At 60.0% G+C, this 16,238-nt stretch carries 10 protein-coding genes; 6 read left to right on the forward strand and 4 right to left on the reverse strand.

The features are described 5' to 3' along the window. Positions 1-108 precede the first annotated feature (108 nt). The 4 genes from htpX (at position 109) to purH (ending at position 5,959) form a co-directional block, all read left to right on the forward strand. Positions 109-1,074, forward strand: coding sequence for a zinc metalloprotease HtpX (htpX, locus tag EDE09_RS13940; RefSeq protein WP_105372270.1), 966 nt, complete (start codon positions 109-111; stop codon positions 1,072-1,074). Between the two features lie 59 nt (positions 1,075-1,133). Next, positions 1,134-2,480, forward strand: coding sequence for a transcription antitermination factor NusB (locus EDE09_RS13945; protein ID WP_245505137.1), 1,347 nt, complete (start codon positions 1,134-1,136; stop codon positions 2,478-2,480). Positions 2,481-2,578: 98 nt separating this feature from the next. Continuing rightward, on the forward strand, positions 2,579-4,261 hold the full coding sequence (locus tag EDE09_RS13950; RefSeq protein WP_105372184.1) for a heparinase II/III family protein: 1,683 nt from the start codon (positions 2,579-2,581) through the stop codon (positions 4,259-4,261). 81 nt (positions 4,262-4,342) lie between these two features. Continuing rightward, positions 4,343-5,959 (forward strand): bifunctional phosphoribosylaminoimidazolecarboxamide formyltransferase/IMP cyclohydrolase, encoded by a 1,617-nt coding sequence (gene purH, locus EDE09_RS13955; RefSeq protein WP_105372183.1) that lies wholly within the window; start codon positions 4,343-4,345, stop codon positions 5,957-5,959. Between the two features lie 11 nt (positions 5,960-5,970). Here purH and EDE09_RS13960 read toward each other — a convergent pair whose 3' ends face one another. Then, a complete protein-coding gene (locus EDE09_RS13960; protein WP_105372182.1) occupies positions 5,971-7,368 on the reverse strand; it encodes an MFS transporter in 1,398 nt (465 codons plus the stop codon). A gap of 153 nt (positions 7,369-7,521) precedes the next feature. Continuing rightward, a complete protein-coding gene (locus EDE09_RS13965) occupies positions 7,522-12,288 on the reverse strand; it encodes an NAD-glutamate dehydrogenase (RefSeq protein WP_132411076.1) in 4,767 nt (1,588 codons plus the stop codon). A 171-nt stretch (positions 12,289-12,459) separates the two neighbouring features. Here EDE09_RS13965 and pdxY point away from each other — a divergent pair, with 171 nt between their 5' ends. Together pdxY and EDE09_RS13975 are read left to right on the forward strand one after the other, a co-directional pair. Next, on the forward strand, positions 12,460-13,332 hold the full coding sequence (pdxY, locus tag EDE09_RS13970) for a pyridoxal kinase PdxY (protein WP_105372180.1): 873 nt from the start codon (positions 12,460-12,462) through the stop codon (positions 13,330-13,332). Between the two features lie 72 nt (positions 13,333-13,404). Beyond that, the gene (locus EDE09_RS13975) at positions 13,405-14,079 is read left to right on the forward strand and encodes a carbonic anhydrase (RefSeq protein ID WP_132411078.1); all 675 of its coding nucleotides are present in this window, start codon (positions 13,405-13,407) and stop codon (positions 14,077-14,079) included. Positions 14,080-14,094: 15 nt separating this feature from the next. On the opposite strand, the gene EDE09_RS13980 is transcribed toward EDE09_RS13975, so the two are convergent. Further along, a complete protein-coding gene (locus tag EDE09_RS13980) occupies positions 14,095-14,904 on the reverse strand; it encodes a lytic transglycosylase domain-containing protein (RefSeq protein ID WP_105372178.1) in 810 nt (269 codons plus the stop codon). A gap of 195 nt (positions 14,905-15,099) precedes the next feature. Next, positions 15,100-16,134 carry an aspartate-semialdehyde dehydrogenase gene (locus EDE09_RS13985; protein ID WP_105372177.1) on the reverse strand — a complete coding sequence of 345 codons (1,035 nt, stop codon included), beginning with the start codon at positions 16,132-16,134 and terminating at the stop codon, positions 15,100-15,102. Positions 16,135-16,238: the final 104 nt, after the last annotated feature.

Below are 16,238 nucleotides of genomic sequence, written 5' to 3' on the forward strand. Positions count from 1 at the left end.
TCGGATCACTGGATGGTTTATTGAAAACTGCGGTCGAATTGACCACATCATAGGGCGTTCGTCGCCGCAGGAAAACCCTTGAGCGGCATCGGCAACGGAGAGATGACGATGAACGTGATGCGCACCGCCATGCTTCTGGCCTTCATGACGGCCCTGTTCATGGGCGTCGGATTCCTGATCGGCGGCAGGGGCGGGATGATGATTGCCCTGGTGATCGCGGCAGGCATGAATCTCTTTTCCTACTGGAATTCGGACAAGATGGTATTGTCCGCCTATCATGCCCAGGAGGTGGACGCACGCACGGCTCCGGAATTCTATAATATGATCCGGGACCTGGCGGCCAATGCAGGCCTGCCCATGCCGAAGGTCTACATCTATGATAATCCCCAGCCGAACGCCTTTGCCACGGGGCGCAACCCGCAGAATGCTGCCGTTGCCGCCTCCACGGGCCTCTTGCAGCGCCTGACGCATGAGGAGGTGGCGGGCGTGATGGCCCATGAGCTGGCGCATATCCAGAACCGCGACACGCTGACGATGACGATTACCGCGACGCTGGCGGGTGCTATCTCCATGCTCGGCAATTTCGCCTTCTTCTTCGGCGGCAACCGCGAGAACAATAGCAACCCGCTGGGTTTTATCGGCGTGCTGGTGGCGATGATCGTCGCGCCGCTCGCGGCCATGCTGGTGCAGATGGCGATCAGCCGCACCCGTGAATATTCCGCCGACCAACGTGGCGCCGAAATCTGCGGTAACCCGCTGTGGCTTGCCTCGGCGCTCGCCAAGATAGCCGGCGCGGCACATGCCATTCCCAATTATGACGCCGAACGCAATCCCGCTACAGCGCATATGTTCATCATCAATCCTCTGTCGGGCGAGCGAATGGATAACCTGTTTTCGACCCATCCAAACACCGAAAACCGGATTGCGGCCCTGGAGCAGATGGCAGGCAAGTTCCCCGGCGGCGGCTCGACGGGCGGCTTCAGGGCTGGTAGACCCCAGCGCACCGCGCGCTCCGTGCCGACGACCGGCTGGGGCCGCGGTTCCAATGAACCGCGAAAAGGTCCCTGGTCTTGAGTGAGCCCAAGAAAAACAAGAAGTCGCCTTCGCACAAGCAGTATCGCAGGAAACCGGACTTGCCCGCGCAAGGCCCCGTACAGGGCGAAGCGCTGAAACCGGGGCTCGAAGTGCGAGCGACCGCGGCCAAACTGCTGGCGGCGGTCGTGGATCGGAAGATCTCGCTCGACGGCATGCTCGATCCGGTCCATGGCAATCCGGCCTACAAAGCACTCAGCGATGCGGACCGCGCATTGACCCGCGCGATTCTCACAACGGCGCTGCGGCACCTGCCGCGGCTCGAAGCGGCAATTGCATCGCTGATCGAGACGCCGCTCCCGGAAGGCGCGCGCGCCCTCCACCACGTGCTTGTTACCGCTGCGGCGCAAATTCTCCATCTCGACGTGCCGCCCCATGCGGTTGTGGATCTTGCCGTTGAACAGGCCAATCGAGACCCACGTAACCGCCGTTTTGCAAAGCTCGTCAATGCCGTACTGCGCAGGCTGGTGCGCGAGAAGGACGAGGTTCTAGTACGAACAGCCTCTATCTCGCCCGTACCGGGCTGGTTCAGCCAACGGCTTGTCGCTGCTTACGGCGAGATTGCGGCGGCTCGCATCGCGGAGGCCCAGCTCGTGCCGCCGGCGATCGATCTGACAGTGAAGTCCAACCCAGAAGTTTGGGCCGAAAAACTCGGGGGCAAGCTTCTGCCGACAGGCAGTATCCGGATGCCGATGTTCGAAGGAGCGGTATCGGCGCTTGAAGGATTTGCGGAGGGTGTGTGGTGGGTGCAGGATGCGGCAGCCAGCATTCCTGCGAAACTTTTGGGGGATCTGAAGGGCAAGCGGGTGGCGGACCTTTGCGCAGCGCCGGGCGGCAAGACCGCGCAATTGGTCGCGGCCGGCGCTAAGGTGACGGCCGTCGAGCAATCTGCCAACCGATTGGCTCGATTGAAGGAAAATCTTGCGCGACTGAGCCTTGAGGCAGAGTTCATTGCCGGCGATCTTTTCGACTACAAGCCCGAAGAACTGCTGGACGGCGTCCTGCTCGACGCGCCCTGTTCCTCGACAGGCACGACGCGTCGGCACCCCGATGTGCTCTGGGTCAAAGGACCGGGGGATATCGCAAAGCTTGCTGCGTTGCAGGAAAAGATGCTGCGTCATGCAATCACGCTGGTGAAGCCCGGGGGCATCGTGGTTTTTTCCAACTGCTCGCTCGATCCTTCCGAAGGTGAGGAACTGGTGCAACGGGTGCTGGCAGATCATCCTGATCTGAAGCGTCGGCCTGCAGAAGCGCAGGATTGGCCCGGCTTGCAAGAGGCGATCTCTCCGCTTGGCGAATTCCGAACGACGCCGGCAATGTTACCAGGCGACGACGAATTCGCAGGTGGAATGGACGGATTCTTCGCAAGCGTGCTTCAGCGCCAGTAAGGCTTTGTTCACCATACAAGCCCATTGTTTCGAATGAGCTAAAGTGATTCCGGCCGACCGGCTGGAGATCGAATCCTGCGGAGTGTTCTAGATTGACCATGCGGCTCGCAGATCGCCGGAGGCTCTTCTCCTACGGCTTGCGGGAAATCTGGCGCCGCTTTTGCCGGCGGTCCGCCGGATTGCGTCTGGCTGCCACCTCTTTTTCTCTCCACGTTCCCGACCGGTTGATCGTTGCACCCACGGACTTGAGGTCGCTCGATCCTTTTGTCGCGGAAGAGATCCTTGAAGGCCGCTTTCCGTTAGCCGGCCGTATTCTGGAAACTTACGGGCGCTCGCCCTTTTCCGTCGAGCTTCCATCTCGCGCCTTTGCCGAGCGGCTGCACTCCTTTGCCTGGCTGAGGCATATCCGCACCAACAAGACCGAAGCCAGCTGTGCCCATGTTCGTCAGGTGGTGGCCGACTGGATAGCACTCTACGGTCGGCGGCCGAAGGGGTTGGCATGGGAGGCAAATGTGGCGGCCGAGCGGGTGATCGCCTGGCTCTCCCACTCCACGGTTGTCTTGCAGGGTGCCGAGGCGGGTTTTTACCGGCGCTTCATGAAAAGCCTAGCTTATCAGGTACGCTACCTACGGAAGATAGCCGGCTGTACGCCCGAAGGCGATACCCGGCTGAGGCTCCGCATCGCGCTCGCCATGGCCTCGATCTCGATGCCGACGCGGGCTGCCTATATCCGCCGCGAAGGCAATCGGCTCGACCGGGAGCTGGAACGCCAGATCCTGCCGGACGGAGGCCATGTATCGCGCAATCCGCGGACGGTGCTCGACCTGCTCATCGACCTTCTGCCGCTTCGACAGACCTATATCAACCTGGGCCACGACCTGCCGCAGAAGCTCATCCCGACAATCGACCGAATGTATCCCGCCCTGCGTTTCTTCCGTCACCAGGATGGTGATCTTGCTCTGTTCAACGGGGCCAGTGCCACGCCTGCAAGCGAGCTGATGTCCGTATTGCGGTACGACGAAACCGCCGGCAAGCCGTTCAAGGCCCTGCCGCACATGAATTACCATCGGCTTTCGGCAGAAGGCACCACGCTGATCGTCGATACGGGGCATGCGCTTTCGACGGAGCTTTCACGCGGAGCTCATGCCGGCTGCCTTTCGTTCGAAATGTCCTCCGGCCGGCACCGCTTCATCGTCAACAGCGGCGCGCCGAAACATGGCAGCCGTACCTACCGGCAGATCGCCCGCTCGACCGCCGCCCATTCGACCGTGACGCTCAATGAAACATCCTCCGGCCGCGTTGCCCGATCCAGGCTGGCGGGGCCGATCTTACTTGGCGGCGTATCGGAGGTGGAGGTGGAACGCTGGGACGACCCGCATGGCAACGACTGGCTGCGGGCTATCCACGATGGCTATGTCCGCGAATTCGGCTATCTGCACGAGCGCGAGATCGGACTCAACGCCAAGGGGAACAAGATCAAGGGGCATGATCGCTTGTTCCTGCCCGAAGGAGAGGCAGCCGACGACGATCCCTTCAGCGCAGCGGCACGGTTTCATATCCACCCGGCGATTACGCTCCTGCGACGTGATGAAGAAAGCGTCGTCATGCGCGCGGCGGATGGCGAAACGTGGGTTTTCGCAGCTCCCGGCCTGCAGGTCTTGATCGACGAGGATATCTTTTTTGCGGATGTTTCCGGTGCCAGGCCGAGCCAGCAGCTCGTCATCGAGTTCTCCCTGCCGCACATATCGGAAATCCGTTGGATGCTGAGGCGCGGCGAATAGGCTTCCCCTGAGGGCAGAAGCTATGCTAACGGCGGCAATCCTTCGCAGTGCCGATCTATGGCGCGTTCCCAGGAGAGACCGATGGCCGTCGTTTCCAAAAAAATCCCTGCTCCCGATCGTATCAAAATTCGCACCGCGCTGCTTTCGGTCTCCGACAAGACCGGCATCATAGAGCTCGCTGAGGCCTTGGTCTCTCAGGGCGTGAGGCTGTTGTCGACAGGCGGAACACACAAGGCGATCGCGGCGACGGGTCTTCCCGTGACCGACGTATCGGAAGTGACGGGTTTTCCGGAAATCATGGACGGTCGCGTAAAGACGCTGCATCCGACCGTGCATGGCGGACTTCTCGCCATCCGGGACGACCAGGAGCATGCGGCCGCGATGAAGGAGCACGGGATCGAAGCCATCGATCTCGCCGTCATCAATCTTTATCCCTTCGAAGAGGTGCGCGCCGCCGGCGGCGATTATCCGACCACGGTTGAGAATATCGACATCGGCGGGCCCGCGATGATCCGCGCCTCAGCCAAGAACCATGCCTATGTCGCGACCGTCGTCGATCCCTCCGACTATCCTGCACTCATCGAAGCGCTGCGGACCAACGATGGGCAAACGGTCTATGCCTTCCGTCAGAAGCTTGCCGCCAAAGCCTATGCGCGCACAGCGGCCTATGACACGGCGATCTCCAACTGGTTCGCCGAAGCGCTGGACATCGAAATTCCACGCTACCGGACGATTGGCGGTGTGTTGAAAGAAGAGATGCGATACGGCGAAAACCCGCACCAGAGCGCGGGCTTCTACGTTACCGGCGAAAACCGCCCCGGCGTCGCCACCGCCAAGCTTCTGCAAGGAAAGCAGCTTTCCTACAACAACATCAACGACACGGATGGGGCTTTCGAGCTAATTGCCGAGTTTGCGCCCGCAAAGGCGCCGGCCTGTGCCATCATCAAGCATGCCAATCCTTGTGGCGTGGCGACGGGCCCGAGCTTGAAGGACGCCTATCTGCGGGCGCTTGCCTGCGATTCCACCTCCGCTTTCGGCGGCATCATCGCATTAAACCAGCTTCTTGACGGCGAGACTGCCGAAGAAATCGTCAAGCTGTTCACCGAAGTGATCATCGCTCCCGAGGTTTCGGACGAAGCCAAGGCAATCATTGCCACGAAGAAAAACCTGCGGCTACTGGTGACCGGCGGCCTGCCGGACCCGCGCTCGCGGGGGATCACCGCCAAGACCGTTTCAGGCGGGCTCCTCGTCCAGACCCGGGATAACGGCATGATCGAGGATATCGATCTGCGTGTCGTGACGAAGCGGGCGCCGAGCGAGCGCGAGCTCGAAGACATGAAGTTCGCCTACAAGGTGGCCAAGCACGTGAAGTCCAATGCAATCGTTTATGCCAAGGACGGCCAGACCGCCGGCATCGGCGCCGGACAGATGAGCCGGGTAGATTCCGCACGCATCGCCGCCATCAAGGCGGAGGAAGCGGCAAAGGCCATGGGTTGGGCGGAACCGATGACCAAGGGTTCAGCTGTTGCCTCGGAGGCTTTCTTTCCCTTTGCCGACGGCCTGCTATCGGCGATCGCGGCCGGCGCAACGGCCGTTATCCAGCCGGGCGGCTCGATGCGCGACGATGAGGTGATTGCCGCTGCCGACGAGCACAACGTTGCCATGGTCTTTACCGGCATGCGCCATTTCCGGCATTGATCAGCCGACTATCATTCCGGTGCTGCGTCGGGGTTACCGGCCGGGTATGGCGTCGTAAGCAGCAAGAGGAAACCAGCCAGCAGGAAGAGGATCAGCGTGGCCATTCCCAGCCGCGCCGATCCGGTCGCATAGGTGGCCAGCGAAAAGAAGAGTGTCGCCATGAAACTGGTAGCCCGGCCCGACAGCGCGTAGATCCCGAAAAACCGACCTGCTTCGGAAGAACTGACGCTGCGGGCAAGATAGGAGCGCGACGAAGCCTGCACAGGGCCGAAGGCGACGCCTATCAACAGGCCGAAGAGCAGATAGGCTTTTTCAGCAGCTGTTCCGAACAACCCTCCTCCGTCGTCCATGGGCAGCGGAAGCATGCCGAAGAAGACGAAACCTGGGCCCGTCGAGACAATGCCGAGGGTTGCAATCAGCAGGCATACGAGGCTCGCTGAGACGACACGCTTCGATCCCATCGCCTTGTCGAGCGCACCGGCGGCAATGCAGCCGAAGATGGCAACCACGTTCAGCAGGATTCCGAAGATGCCGATTTCTATCGTGGCCCAACCGAACATTCCAGCAGCGAAGGTGCCGCCAAGGATCAGCACGCCGTTGACGCCGTCCTGATAGAGCATGCGCGCGATCAAGAACCTGGAAATGCCCGCCCTCTGCTTCAATTCACGGACAGTTCCTGCAAGCTCCTGCAAGCCGGAGCGTACAGCCTCTGCAAAGGGCATCGCCTTTCTGGTGTCGGGCGTGAAGAAAAACATGGGAAGAATGAAGAGGAAATACCAAAGCGCCGCGATCGGGCCGGTAATGCGGGCGTCTTCTCCGAGATGAGGGTCGAGCCCGAACAGCGGGGGAATGCCGATCAGGGTCAACCCGGTATCCGGGCTTGCTGCGAGGAGCGCCACCACTGCGATCAGCACGATCATGCCGCCGAGATAACCGAGGCCCCAGGCGACATTCGAAACCCTGCCGACCTCGTCCTTGCTGATGAGGCGCGGCATCATGGAATCGTTGAAGACGGTGGAAAACTCGGCTGCGATGGAGGCCAGGATCATGAAAATCAGCGGCCAAATGATCGGGGAGCCGGGCGCTGCGAACCACAACATAGCGACGCAGGTGATTTTGACCGCGGCGAAAGACGCGATCCATGGCTTTCGAGGACCCGATTGATCGGCGATCGAGCCGAGGATCGGTGACAGTATGGCAATGGTGATCGAGGAGATCGTCGCCATATTGCTCCAGGCTGCCTGTGCCGAGACAGGGTCACTGGTCAATCGGGCGACGAAATAGGGGCCGAACACGAAGGTCGTGACGACGGTAAAAAAGGGCTGAGCTGCCCAGTCGAAGAGCATCCAGCCCCAGATACCGCGCCGGCTGGATTTCGCCGGCGCTTCCTCAATCACATGAACAGCCATTTTACCCCCCGGATCAGAGCGCTCAAACCTCTTCAAGCGATGAAGGTCATTCTGGTAAACAAGTCGTCCAGGGGACATAGCTGCGTTATGCCCCGCCTGGAATGCCATGATCATGGTGGGGACCGCCGGACGGTCTGCGGCCTCTCCCCTTTGCTAGATTGCCGGTCCGCGTGCGAGATCTCCGAGAAGCCCGGCGGCAACGGTGATCTTGGGAAGCGTGAGATCGCTGCCCTCGCTCAGAGCCATAAGTTCTGCTCCGATGCGGTTCACGCGCGTCCGGTCATTGCCAACCCACGCCTGCAGCGGCTTCTTTTCCTTTGGATGAGCCGTGAGGGCGGCGATGATGATGTCACGTCGGGCTGAGGCGATCTGCTGCAGGCTGCGTGAAAGCGCCAGACTCTCGTAGTGATCTGAGGTGGCAATTCGCTCGCCGGCACCGATCAGCCGATTGATGCGGAACGTCTCGGTGACAGCGAAGTAGCTTTCCGTTGCGCGCGCCATGGTCTCGCCGGTACGATTGGCAACCAGCATGATTTCGGGCAGGAGAACCAGGGTTGGCAACAGCAGGATTTCCCGTGCGACCGCCGAAGGGACGCCCTGTGCCTCGAACTCCGTGGCCTGTGCCGCGGTTTCCAGAATGCTTCCGGCGGTGATGGAGGAACGCAGGCCCTTAATTGCGGCTCTGAGCCGGCTCATGGCACCGGTCATATCGCCGGCGCCGACCTGCGTCTGAAGAATGAGCCGGGTCGCTTCCGCGAAGATCAGCGTGGTGCGGGCGTAGAGATCGTTTTGGACCTGGCCCGAAATCCGGCCGTCCAATGCATCGATTTCCGCCCACAGCTTCGGCAGGTCGAAACTGTCGCGTGCCAGAAAAGCTGCCTTGACGACATTTGATGCCGCAGCGCCCGTCACGTCACTCATCAGCTGTACGAAACCGGGCCCACCCCGATTGATGGCCTCATTGGCCAAGGCGGTTGCCACGATCTCCCGATGCAGGCGATGATTTTCGATATCGGCTGCGTAGGGCTTCTGCATCTTTGCCGGGAAATAAGCTTTCAGCACGGCAGAAAAATAGGGATCGTCCGGGATGGAGCTGTCGATCAGTGCGTCGAACAGGACGATCTTCGAATAGGAGAGCAGAATACCGATTTCCGGCCGGGTCAGGGGGCGGTTGGAAAGATACCGTTCGGCCAGTTCGTTGTCATCGGGAAGCGTTTCCACCTTACGGTTCAGGAGGCCCTGGCTCTCAAGCACGGACATGAGGCGTGACAGTTCTTCCCGGTTGGCGACGCCCTTTCTCTCGGTAAGGGAGATTGCCAGCGGCTGAAGATAATTGTTGCGCAGAACGAGCCCGGCCACCTCGTCGGTCATCGAGGAGAGAAGCTGGTTGCGCTTCTCCCGCGTCAACCGACCGTCCTGCATCGCCGAGTTGAGCGCGATCTTGATGTTGACCTCGACGTCCGAGGAATTGACGCCCGCGGAATTGTCAATCGCGTCCGAATTGCAGCGCCCGCCGGCGAGCGAATAAGCGATGCGGCCCTTTTGGGTGACGCCAAGATTGGCACCCTCGCCGATCACGCTCGCACGCACGTCCGCCGCAGTAATGCGGATCGGATCGTTGGCGCGGTCGCCCACTTCGGTGTCGGCTTCGGAAGCGGCCTTGATATAGGTGCCGATGCCACCGAACCAGAGCAGGTCTACGGGGCTCTTCAGGATCGCCGTCATGATCTCGAAAGGCGTTGCCGTCGTCTTGTCGATGCCGATCGCTGCGGCCGCTTCCGGGGTCAGCCTAACGGCCTTCTCGGCTCTCGAAATGATCATACCGCCTTTGGACATCGTCGTCCGGTCGTAATCCTGCCAGCTCGACCGCGGCAGGGCGAAGAGGCGCTCGCGTTCGACAAAGGACTTTTCAGTGTCCGGATCAGGATCGATGAAGATGTCACGATGATCGAAGGCGGCAATGAGCCTGATCTTGCGGGACAGCAGCATTCCGTTGCCAAAAACGTCGCCGGACATATCTCCGACACCAGCCACAGTGAAGGGCGTGGTCTGGATGTCGATGTCCTTCTCGCGGAAATGCCGCTTGACGGCCTCCCAGGCGCCGCGGGCGGTAATGCCCATCTTCTTGTGGTCGTAGCCGGCGGAGCCCCCTGAGGCGAAGGCGTCGTCCAGCCAGAAGCCGGCTTCCTGGGCCAATCCGTTGGCGGTGTCGGAGAAGGTGGCGGTGCCTTTGTCGGCCGCTACGACAAAATAGGGGTCGTCGCCGTCGATGCGCATCGTATCCGCCGGCGGTACGATTTCGCCATCGACGATGTTGTCGGTGATAGAGAGCAACGTTCTGATATAGGTCTTGTAGGCTTCCCGTCCGGCGTTAAAGACCTCGTCGCGGGAGCCTCCGACGGGCAGCATCTTGGGGAAGAACCCCCCTTTGGCGCCCACCGGTACGATGACCGCGTTCTTGACCTGCTGGGCCTTCACTAGGCCCAAAACCTCGGTTCGGTAATCCTCGCCACGATCCGACCAGCGCAAGCCGCCGCGTGCAACTCTGCCGAAGCGCAAATGCACGCCTTCGACCTCGGTGCCGTAAACGAAGATCTCTCGGAACGGTTTTGGCTCAGGCAGCCCGTCGAGGAGTTTTGGATCGAGCTTGAAGGCCAACATTCGCTTTGGTGATCCTTGGGCGTCGCGCTGGAAATAGTTCGTCCTCAGGGTGGCATCGACGGCGTTGACGAAACGGCGCAGCGTCCGGTCCTCGTCGAGGTTCGGGACGTTACCGAGAGCGGCTTCGATCTCGGCATGGGCTTCCGTCAGCTTCTTCACCCGCACCTTTTCTCCAAGCTTCGGATCGAAGCCGTCGCGGAAGAGACGGAAGATGGCGGCCGAGATGGCAGGGTATTTGTTCAGCGTGTCGGCGATGTAATTTTGCGAGTATACGATCCCGGTCTGGCGAAGATATCGGGAATAGGCTCGCAACACAGTGACTTCTCGTGCGGAAAGTCCGGCGAGCAGCACCAGCCGGTTCAGACCATCATTGTCGATTGCGCCATCGAAAGCCGATAGGAAGGCCTCCTCCAGTAACATGCCTTCATGGGAAAGGTCGATTTCCCGCGCATTATTAACCTGCAATTCCATGTCGTGCAGTACGACCAATTTGCGATCACTCCCCAACCCGACATTGAGTTCGAAAGTCTGCTCGCTGACCACATGGAAACCCAGGTTTTCAAGAAGCGGTACACGGCGGGAGAGCGAGAGGTGCCGGCCCTTGTGGAAAATCTTCAGCGAAACGGTGGCGGCAGTATCGGCGGGGCGGCGATAGAAGGCGATGCGGATCGTTTCACCGGCAGCGCAGGCGACGATATCGGGAAGATCCTCAAAGGTTTCCTCGGGGGAAAAGGCTTCCTGGAAGGCCTGCGTTACGGAGAGGCGAGGGCCTTGTTTTGCCAAGGCCGCAAAACGATCCTCCCAAGGGGTCGCGATAAGTCGGATTGCCTCTTCGAGCTTTGCCTGCGGAACACGTGGAGTCTTGCCGCCGCGTCGACCTACGATCATGTGTACGCGGGCCAAACCGCCTTCCGGAAAGGCCGGATAGTAGGCAGAGATATGCCCGTCGTAGATATTTGCGAGATAGTCGCCCACCTTTTCACGCACCAGAGAATTGTAATCCTCCCGCGGAACGTAAATGATCACCGAAACGAACCGATCGAAATGATCGATGCGTGGCAGCGCGCGTACACGAGGCCGTTCGCTCAATTCCATGATCTGCTCGCAGAAGCGAGCAAGCAGGTCGGTGTCGATCTGGAAAAGGTCGTCACGCGGATAGGATTCCAGCGTATTTGCCAGCATGCGGCCTGAATGGCTGTCCGGATCGAAGCCGAAGTGTTCCTCAATTCTGGCGGCCTTGGCGCGCAGGAGCGGGATATCGCGAACGGAGTGGGTATAGGCGGTGGCCGTGAAGAGGCCGACGATGCGCAGTTCTCCGACGACCTCGCCATTCTCGTCGAAACGCTTGACGCCGACATAGTCCATATAAGCCCGACGATGGACCACGGATTTCACGTTTGCTTTCGTGACGATCAGGAAATCCGGTCCATCGAGGAATTCAAGGATTTCCGGTGTGGTCGTCACGGCGTCCTTGCCCTGGCGCAACACCAGGACGTCCGGGTCGGACAATATGCCCAGACCACGGCCTTTGCCGCGCTCCACCTTCGCTTCGGGGCCTTTGCCGGAATAGACATATTCCCGCATGCCGAGAAAAGTGAAATTGTCGTCGCGCAGCCATTCCAGGAATGCGATCGCCTCTTCGCGATCGGCCTTCCGACGGCTGGTCGAATTGTTGAGTTGGCCGGCGGCGCCCTTGAGAACATCCAGCATCGCGCTCCAATCGGAGATGGACAGGTGCACCTGATCCAGGATGTAACCAAGGCGTTCTGTCAGCGCCGTTGACTGCTCCTGCGAGAGTGGCGCGATATGGATCTGTATCAGGCTTACGTGATGAGCTGGATTCCCAGGATTCTCATTAGAGCGAAGCACCGGCTCCTTGCCTGGCTCAAGAAGCAATATCGGGTGAACGGCCAGCATCAGATCACGGTGGGTGGCCGTCACCTCACCCATGACTGAATCGAAAAGGAAAGGCATGTTCCGATCGACAATCGTCAAGACGGAAACCGGCACGCCTTTGGGCTCCACCCCGGCTATAGGCGTTACCGTGATATCCGCCCTGACCCGTGGCCAAGCATTCAACCGTTCGGCCGCGTGCCTTGCGGATAGGGCCAGCATTTCAGGAGTATAGTTCTCAAGGTCGTCATTGCTGGCTCGGCCAAACAGGATGAGGGGGTCCAGAAGCGGTCCCTTGTCCTGGGTGGCAACCTTGCGCGCGTTTTCAATCTGTTTTTCACGCTTCGGATTCTGCCTGACGGCCATATTTTCTCCCTCCCCTTTTTTGATTAAACCGAATTATTTCATGCTCTGTCATCTTGCGGCAACGTGGCCGATCCATGTCCGCATGCGAGGTTGCCGCATTCTTCTCGACTATTATTGACACAGCGGTGCGAAGAAACCATCAACAGGCCATTGAAGTCGGAAAGCGGATCCATGCAGGACAACAGCAATGCCGTCATCGTCATTTCCAGCCACGTCATCCGCGGCTCCGTCGGCAATCGCGCCGCCGTTTTCGCCTTGGAAACGCTTGGATATCCAGTGTGGGCAATGCCAACCATCGTTCTTCCCTGGCATCCGGGTCATGGGCCTTCCACGAGGTTGACTTTCCACGAATCGGATTTCGACAAAGCTATAGACGATCTCATCCGCGCGCCATGGCTGGGTGAGGTAAAGGCCGTCCTGACGGGCTATTTTGGAAATGCAGCCCAGCCGCGTTCGGTGGCTCGGCTGGTTCGGGCCTTGAGGGAGAAGAATCCGCAACTCCTCTATGTCTGCGACCCGGTGATGGGCGACCTCGGCGGGCTCTATATCCCGCAGCCGACCGCGGAGGCGATCCGCGACGAACTCATTCCGCTTGCCACCATTGCCACGCCCAATCGTTATGAGCTTGCCTGGCTTTCAGGGGCGCCACTGGAAACCAACAACGAGATCATGGACGCAGCGATCGCGCTCGGACCGCCCCGCATTCTGGTGACCTCTGCCGTTCCGATGATGGCAGGCGGCACAGGCAATCTCTATCTCACCGGAAAACATGCGTTGCTTGCCGAACATCGGCTGATCGACAATCCGCCGAACGGCCTCGGCGATCTCCTCAGCGCACTTTTCCTGGGGCGTATTCTGGCAGGCATGGAAGAGGAAAAGGCGCTGCAGCTTGCGACGGCAAGCGTCTTCGAGATTCTGGCGCGCACGGCCAAGCGGGGAGGCGACGAACTGACATTGGAGACCGACGCTTCCAGCCTCTCCACGCCGATGGCGATGGTACAGATGCGCAGGCTCGTGCACCCGCTGCAACGGGCGAAGCGGTGATTCGGTTCTCATCTTAGCAACTGCACAAATGACCGTTGAAATTAGGCGCCTGCCGCTATAATCGTTTTCCCCATGACGGATTTTCCAGACAGACTTCTAGCGGGCTACCGCAATTTCATGAGCGGGCGTTACGCCGACGAACGCGAACGCTACCGGGTGCTGGCCGAAACCGGACAGAAACCCCACGCGCTTCTCATTGCCTGTTGCGATTCCCGCGCTGCGCCGGAAACTATTTTCGATTGCGGCCCGGGCGAACTTTTCGTGGTCCGCAACGTCGCCAACATGGTACCGCCCTATGAGCCGGACAGTCAGTTTCACGCCACTTCGGCGGCGGTGGAATACGCGGTACAGGTGCTGGAGATCGAGAATATCGTAGTAATGGGCCATGGCCGCTGTGGCGGAATCCGGGCAGCGCTCGATCCGGCGATGGAGCCGCTTTCGCCCGGCGACTTCATCGGTCGGTGGATGGCGCTGGTCCGGCCGGCGGCCGAACTGATCCAAAGCAATGATTTTATGACCCAGGCCGAGCGGCAGACGGCACTTGAACGCGTGTCGATCCGCAACTCGATCGCCAATCTCGAAACATTTCCGTTCGTGCGCAAACGCTGCGAGAAAGGCGAACTCAGCATCCATGGTGCCTGGTTCGACATCTCGACCGGCGAATTGTGGGTGATGAACGAGAAGGGCGACTTCATTCGTCCGGAGCTGGACGATCCGCGCCTTCAGGCCGAACAGGCGTCGGCCTGACCTGATTTTTCCGAGTTACCGACCGTCGATCTCGGCGCCGATATAGGCGATCGCCCGCTGATAGACGCTTGCGGCATTCCAGCCCTGGATGGCACCGAAATTCGGTTCCCCGGGCTGGTAGCCGGCACCGGCTCGCCAGCCATGTCCACGCAGGAAATTGGCGGTCGAGGCAAGCGCGTCGGCGCGCGAGCGAACCATATCGATATGGCCATCCCCGTCCCCATCGGCGCCGTAGCGTACGACGTTTAGCGGCAGGAACTGGGTTTGGCCGATCTCGCCGTGAGCCGCACCCTTGGCCGAGGTGCTCAGGTCTCCGCGAGCGACGAGCTGGAGAGCGGCGTAGAGCTGTTCCGTGAAGTAGGCCGAACGGCGGCAGTCATAAGCCAGCGTTGCGACGGCAGACAGCGTATGTTGATTGCCCATGAAGCCGCCGAAGCCGGTCTCCATGCCCCAGATGGCAAGGAGCGGTCCGGCCGGCACGCCGTAACGGCGTTCGATCGAGGCGAAGAGGGATGCATTGCCGGACTTCATGCTTTTGCCGCGGGAGATGATGGCGGCCCCGCCACGTTTGCGCATGAATTCGTCAAAGGAGAGCTTGAAGCTTTTCTGACCCCGATCGGCTCGGATCGTTTCGCGGTTATAAGAGACGCCGGCGAAGGCTTTTTCCACTACCGACGGGCTGATGCCATTCGCCGGAGCCACGCGCTTGAACTCGTCGACCCACCGGGCAAAGCCGGATGAGTCGTTACCGCATTGAAGCGCTGCAAAAGCCGGAGTGGTGGTCAAACCGGTTGCAATCAATCCTGCCAGCAAAATCTTCTTCATGCAGTTAACCCGTGGTCAGCCGGATCGCCTGGCCGCAGCGTCCGGAGGATGTGTTTTTCGGCCTTATGGCGGTGGTTGCAAACTTTCGCAACTCACCCGTTCATGAACAGTTCGTGATGCGCGATGATTCGGAGAGAAAACCCCGCCATTTCTGGCAGGGTTTCTATCCTAACATGTTTAATAAATTAATCGCTTTCAGGCGGCTGCCTTGCGCGGCTTGATCAGCCCCCGATTGACGAGAAGCTCGGCAATCTGCACGGCGTTCAGCGCGGCACCCTTGCGCAGGTTGTCGGAAACGACCCACATATTGAGACCGTTTTCAACCGTTGCATCTTCGCGAATGCGGGAGATGTAGGTGGCATCTTCACCGGCGCACTCGTAAGGCGTGATGTAGCCGCCGTTTTCGTGCTTGTCGATCACCAGGCAGCCCGGAGCTTCGCGCAGGATATCGCGGGCCTGGTCGGCGGTGATCTCGTTTTCGAACTCGATGTTGACCGATTCCGAATGACCGATGAAGACGGGGACGCGCACGGCCGTGCAGGTTACCTTGATCTTCGGGTCAAGCATCTTCTTGGTTTCGGCCAGCACCTTCCATTCCTCCTTCGTATACCCGTCTTCCATGAAGACATCGATATGCGGGATGACGTTGAAGGCGATGCGCTTGGTGAACTTCTTCGTCTCGACCGGGTCGGCGACAAAAACGGCGCGGGTCTGGGTAAAGAGCTCGTCCATGCCTTCCTTGCCTGCACCGGAAACGGACTGGTAGGTGGAAACCACGACGCGCTTGATCTTGGCGAAGTCGTGGAGCGGCTTCAGCGCGACGACGAGTTGAGCGGTCGAGCAGTTCGGGTTGGCGATGATGTTTTTCCTGGTAAATCCATCGATCGCATCCGGGTTCACTTCCGGCACGATTAGCGGCACTTCCGAGTCGTAGCGCCAGGCAGACGAGTTATCGATGACGACGCAGCCCTGGGCGCCGATCTTGGGCGACCACTTCTTGGAGATCTCGCCGCCGGCCGACATCAGGCAGATGTCGGTGTCCGAAAAGTCGTAGTTTTCGAGATTGGAAACCTTCAGCGTCCGGTCCCCGTAGGACACTTCGGTGCCCTGGGAACGAGCGGAAGCGAGCGCCACAACCTCATCCGCTGGAAAGCCGCGTTCGGAAAGAATAGTCAGCATTTCCCTGCCGACATTGCCGGTTGCCCCGGCGACTGCAATCTTGAAACCCATTTTCTTGCTCTCTTTCTGTCTCTCCTCGATCCGGTGAGGGGGAAGCCGCGGGATCTTGTCCGCGTATTCCTGGTCCCCGGCCTTGCCGGGGAGAGAGCGGCGGC

Origin of the sequence: Neorhizobium sp. S3-V5DH, assembly GCF_004343065.1 — a bacterium.
GTDB classification, from domain to species: domain Bacteria; phylum Pseudomonadota; class Alphaproteobacteria; order Rhizobiales; family Rhizobiaceae; genus Neorhizobium; species Neorhizobium huautlense.

Bases quoted from the DNA above. Each gene is read 5' to 3' on its own strand.
- purH (WP_105372183.1), top strand. From the start codon at position 4,343: ATGGCCGTCGTTTCCAAAAAAATCCCTGCTCCCGATCGTATCAAAATT.
- pdxY (WP_105372180.1), top strand. From the start codon at position 12,460: ATGCAGGACAACAGCAATGCCGTCATCGTCATTTCCAGCCACGTCATC.
- htpX (WP_105372270.1), top strand. From the start codon at position 109: ATGAACGTGATGCGCACCGCCATGCTTCTGGCCTTCATGACGGCCCTG.
- EDE09_RS13975 (WP_132411078.1), top strand. From the start codon at position 13,405: ATGACGGATTTTCCAGACAGACTTCTAGCGGGCTACCGCAATTTCATG.
- EDE09_RS13960 (WP_105372182.1), bottom strand. From the start codon at position 7,368: ATGGCTGTTCATGTGATTGAGGAAGCGCCGGCGAAATCCAGCCGGCGC.
- EDE09_RS13985 (WP_105372177.1), bottom strand. From the start codon at position 16,134: ATGGGTTTCAAGATTGCAGTCGCCGGGGCAACCGGCAATGTCGGCAGG.
- EDE09_RS13980 (WP_105372178.1), bottom strand. From the start codon at position 14,904: ATGAAGAAGATTTTGCTGGCAGGATTGATTGCAACCGGTTTGACCACC.
- EDE09_RS13965 (WP_132411076.1), bottom strand. From the start codon at position 12,288: ATGGCCGTCAGGCAGAATCCGAAGCGTGAAAAACAGATTGAAAACGCG.
- EDE09_RS13950 (WP_105372184.1), top strand. From the start codon at position 2,579: ATGCGGCTCGCAGATCGCCGGAGGCTCTTCTCCTACGGCTTGCGGGAA.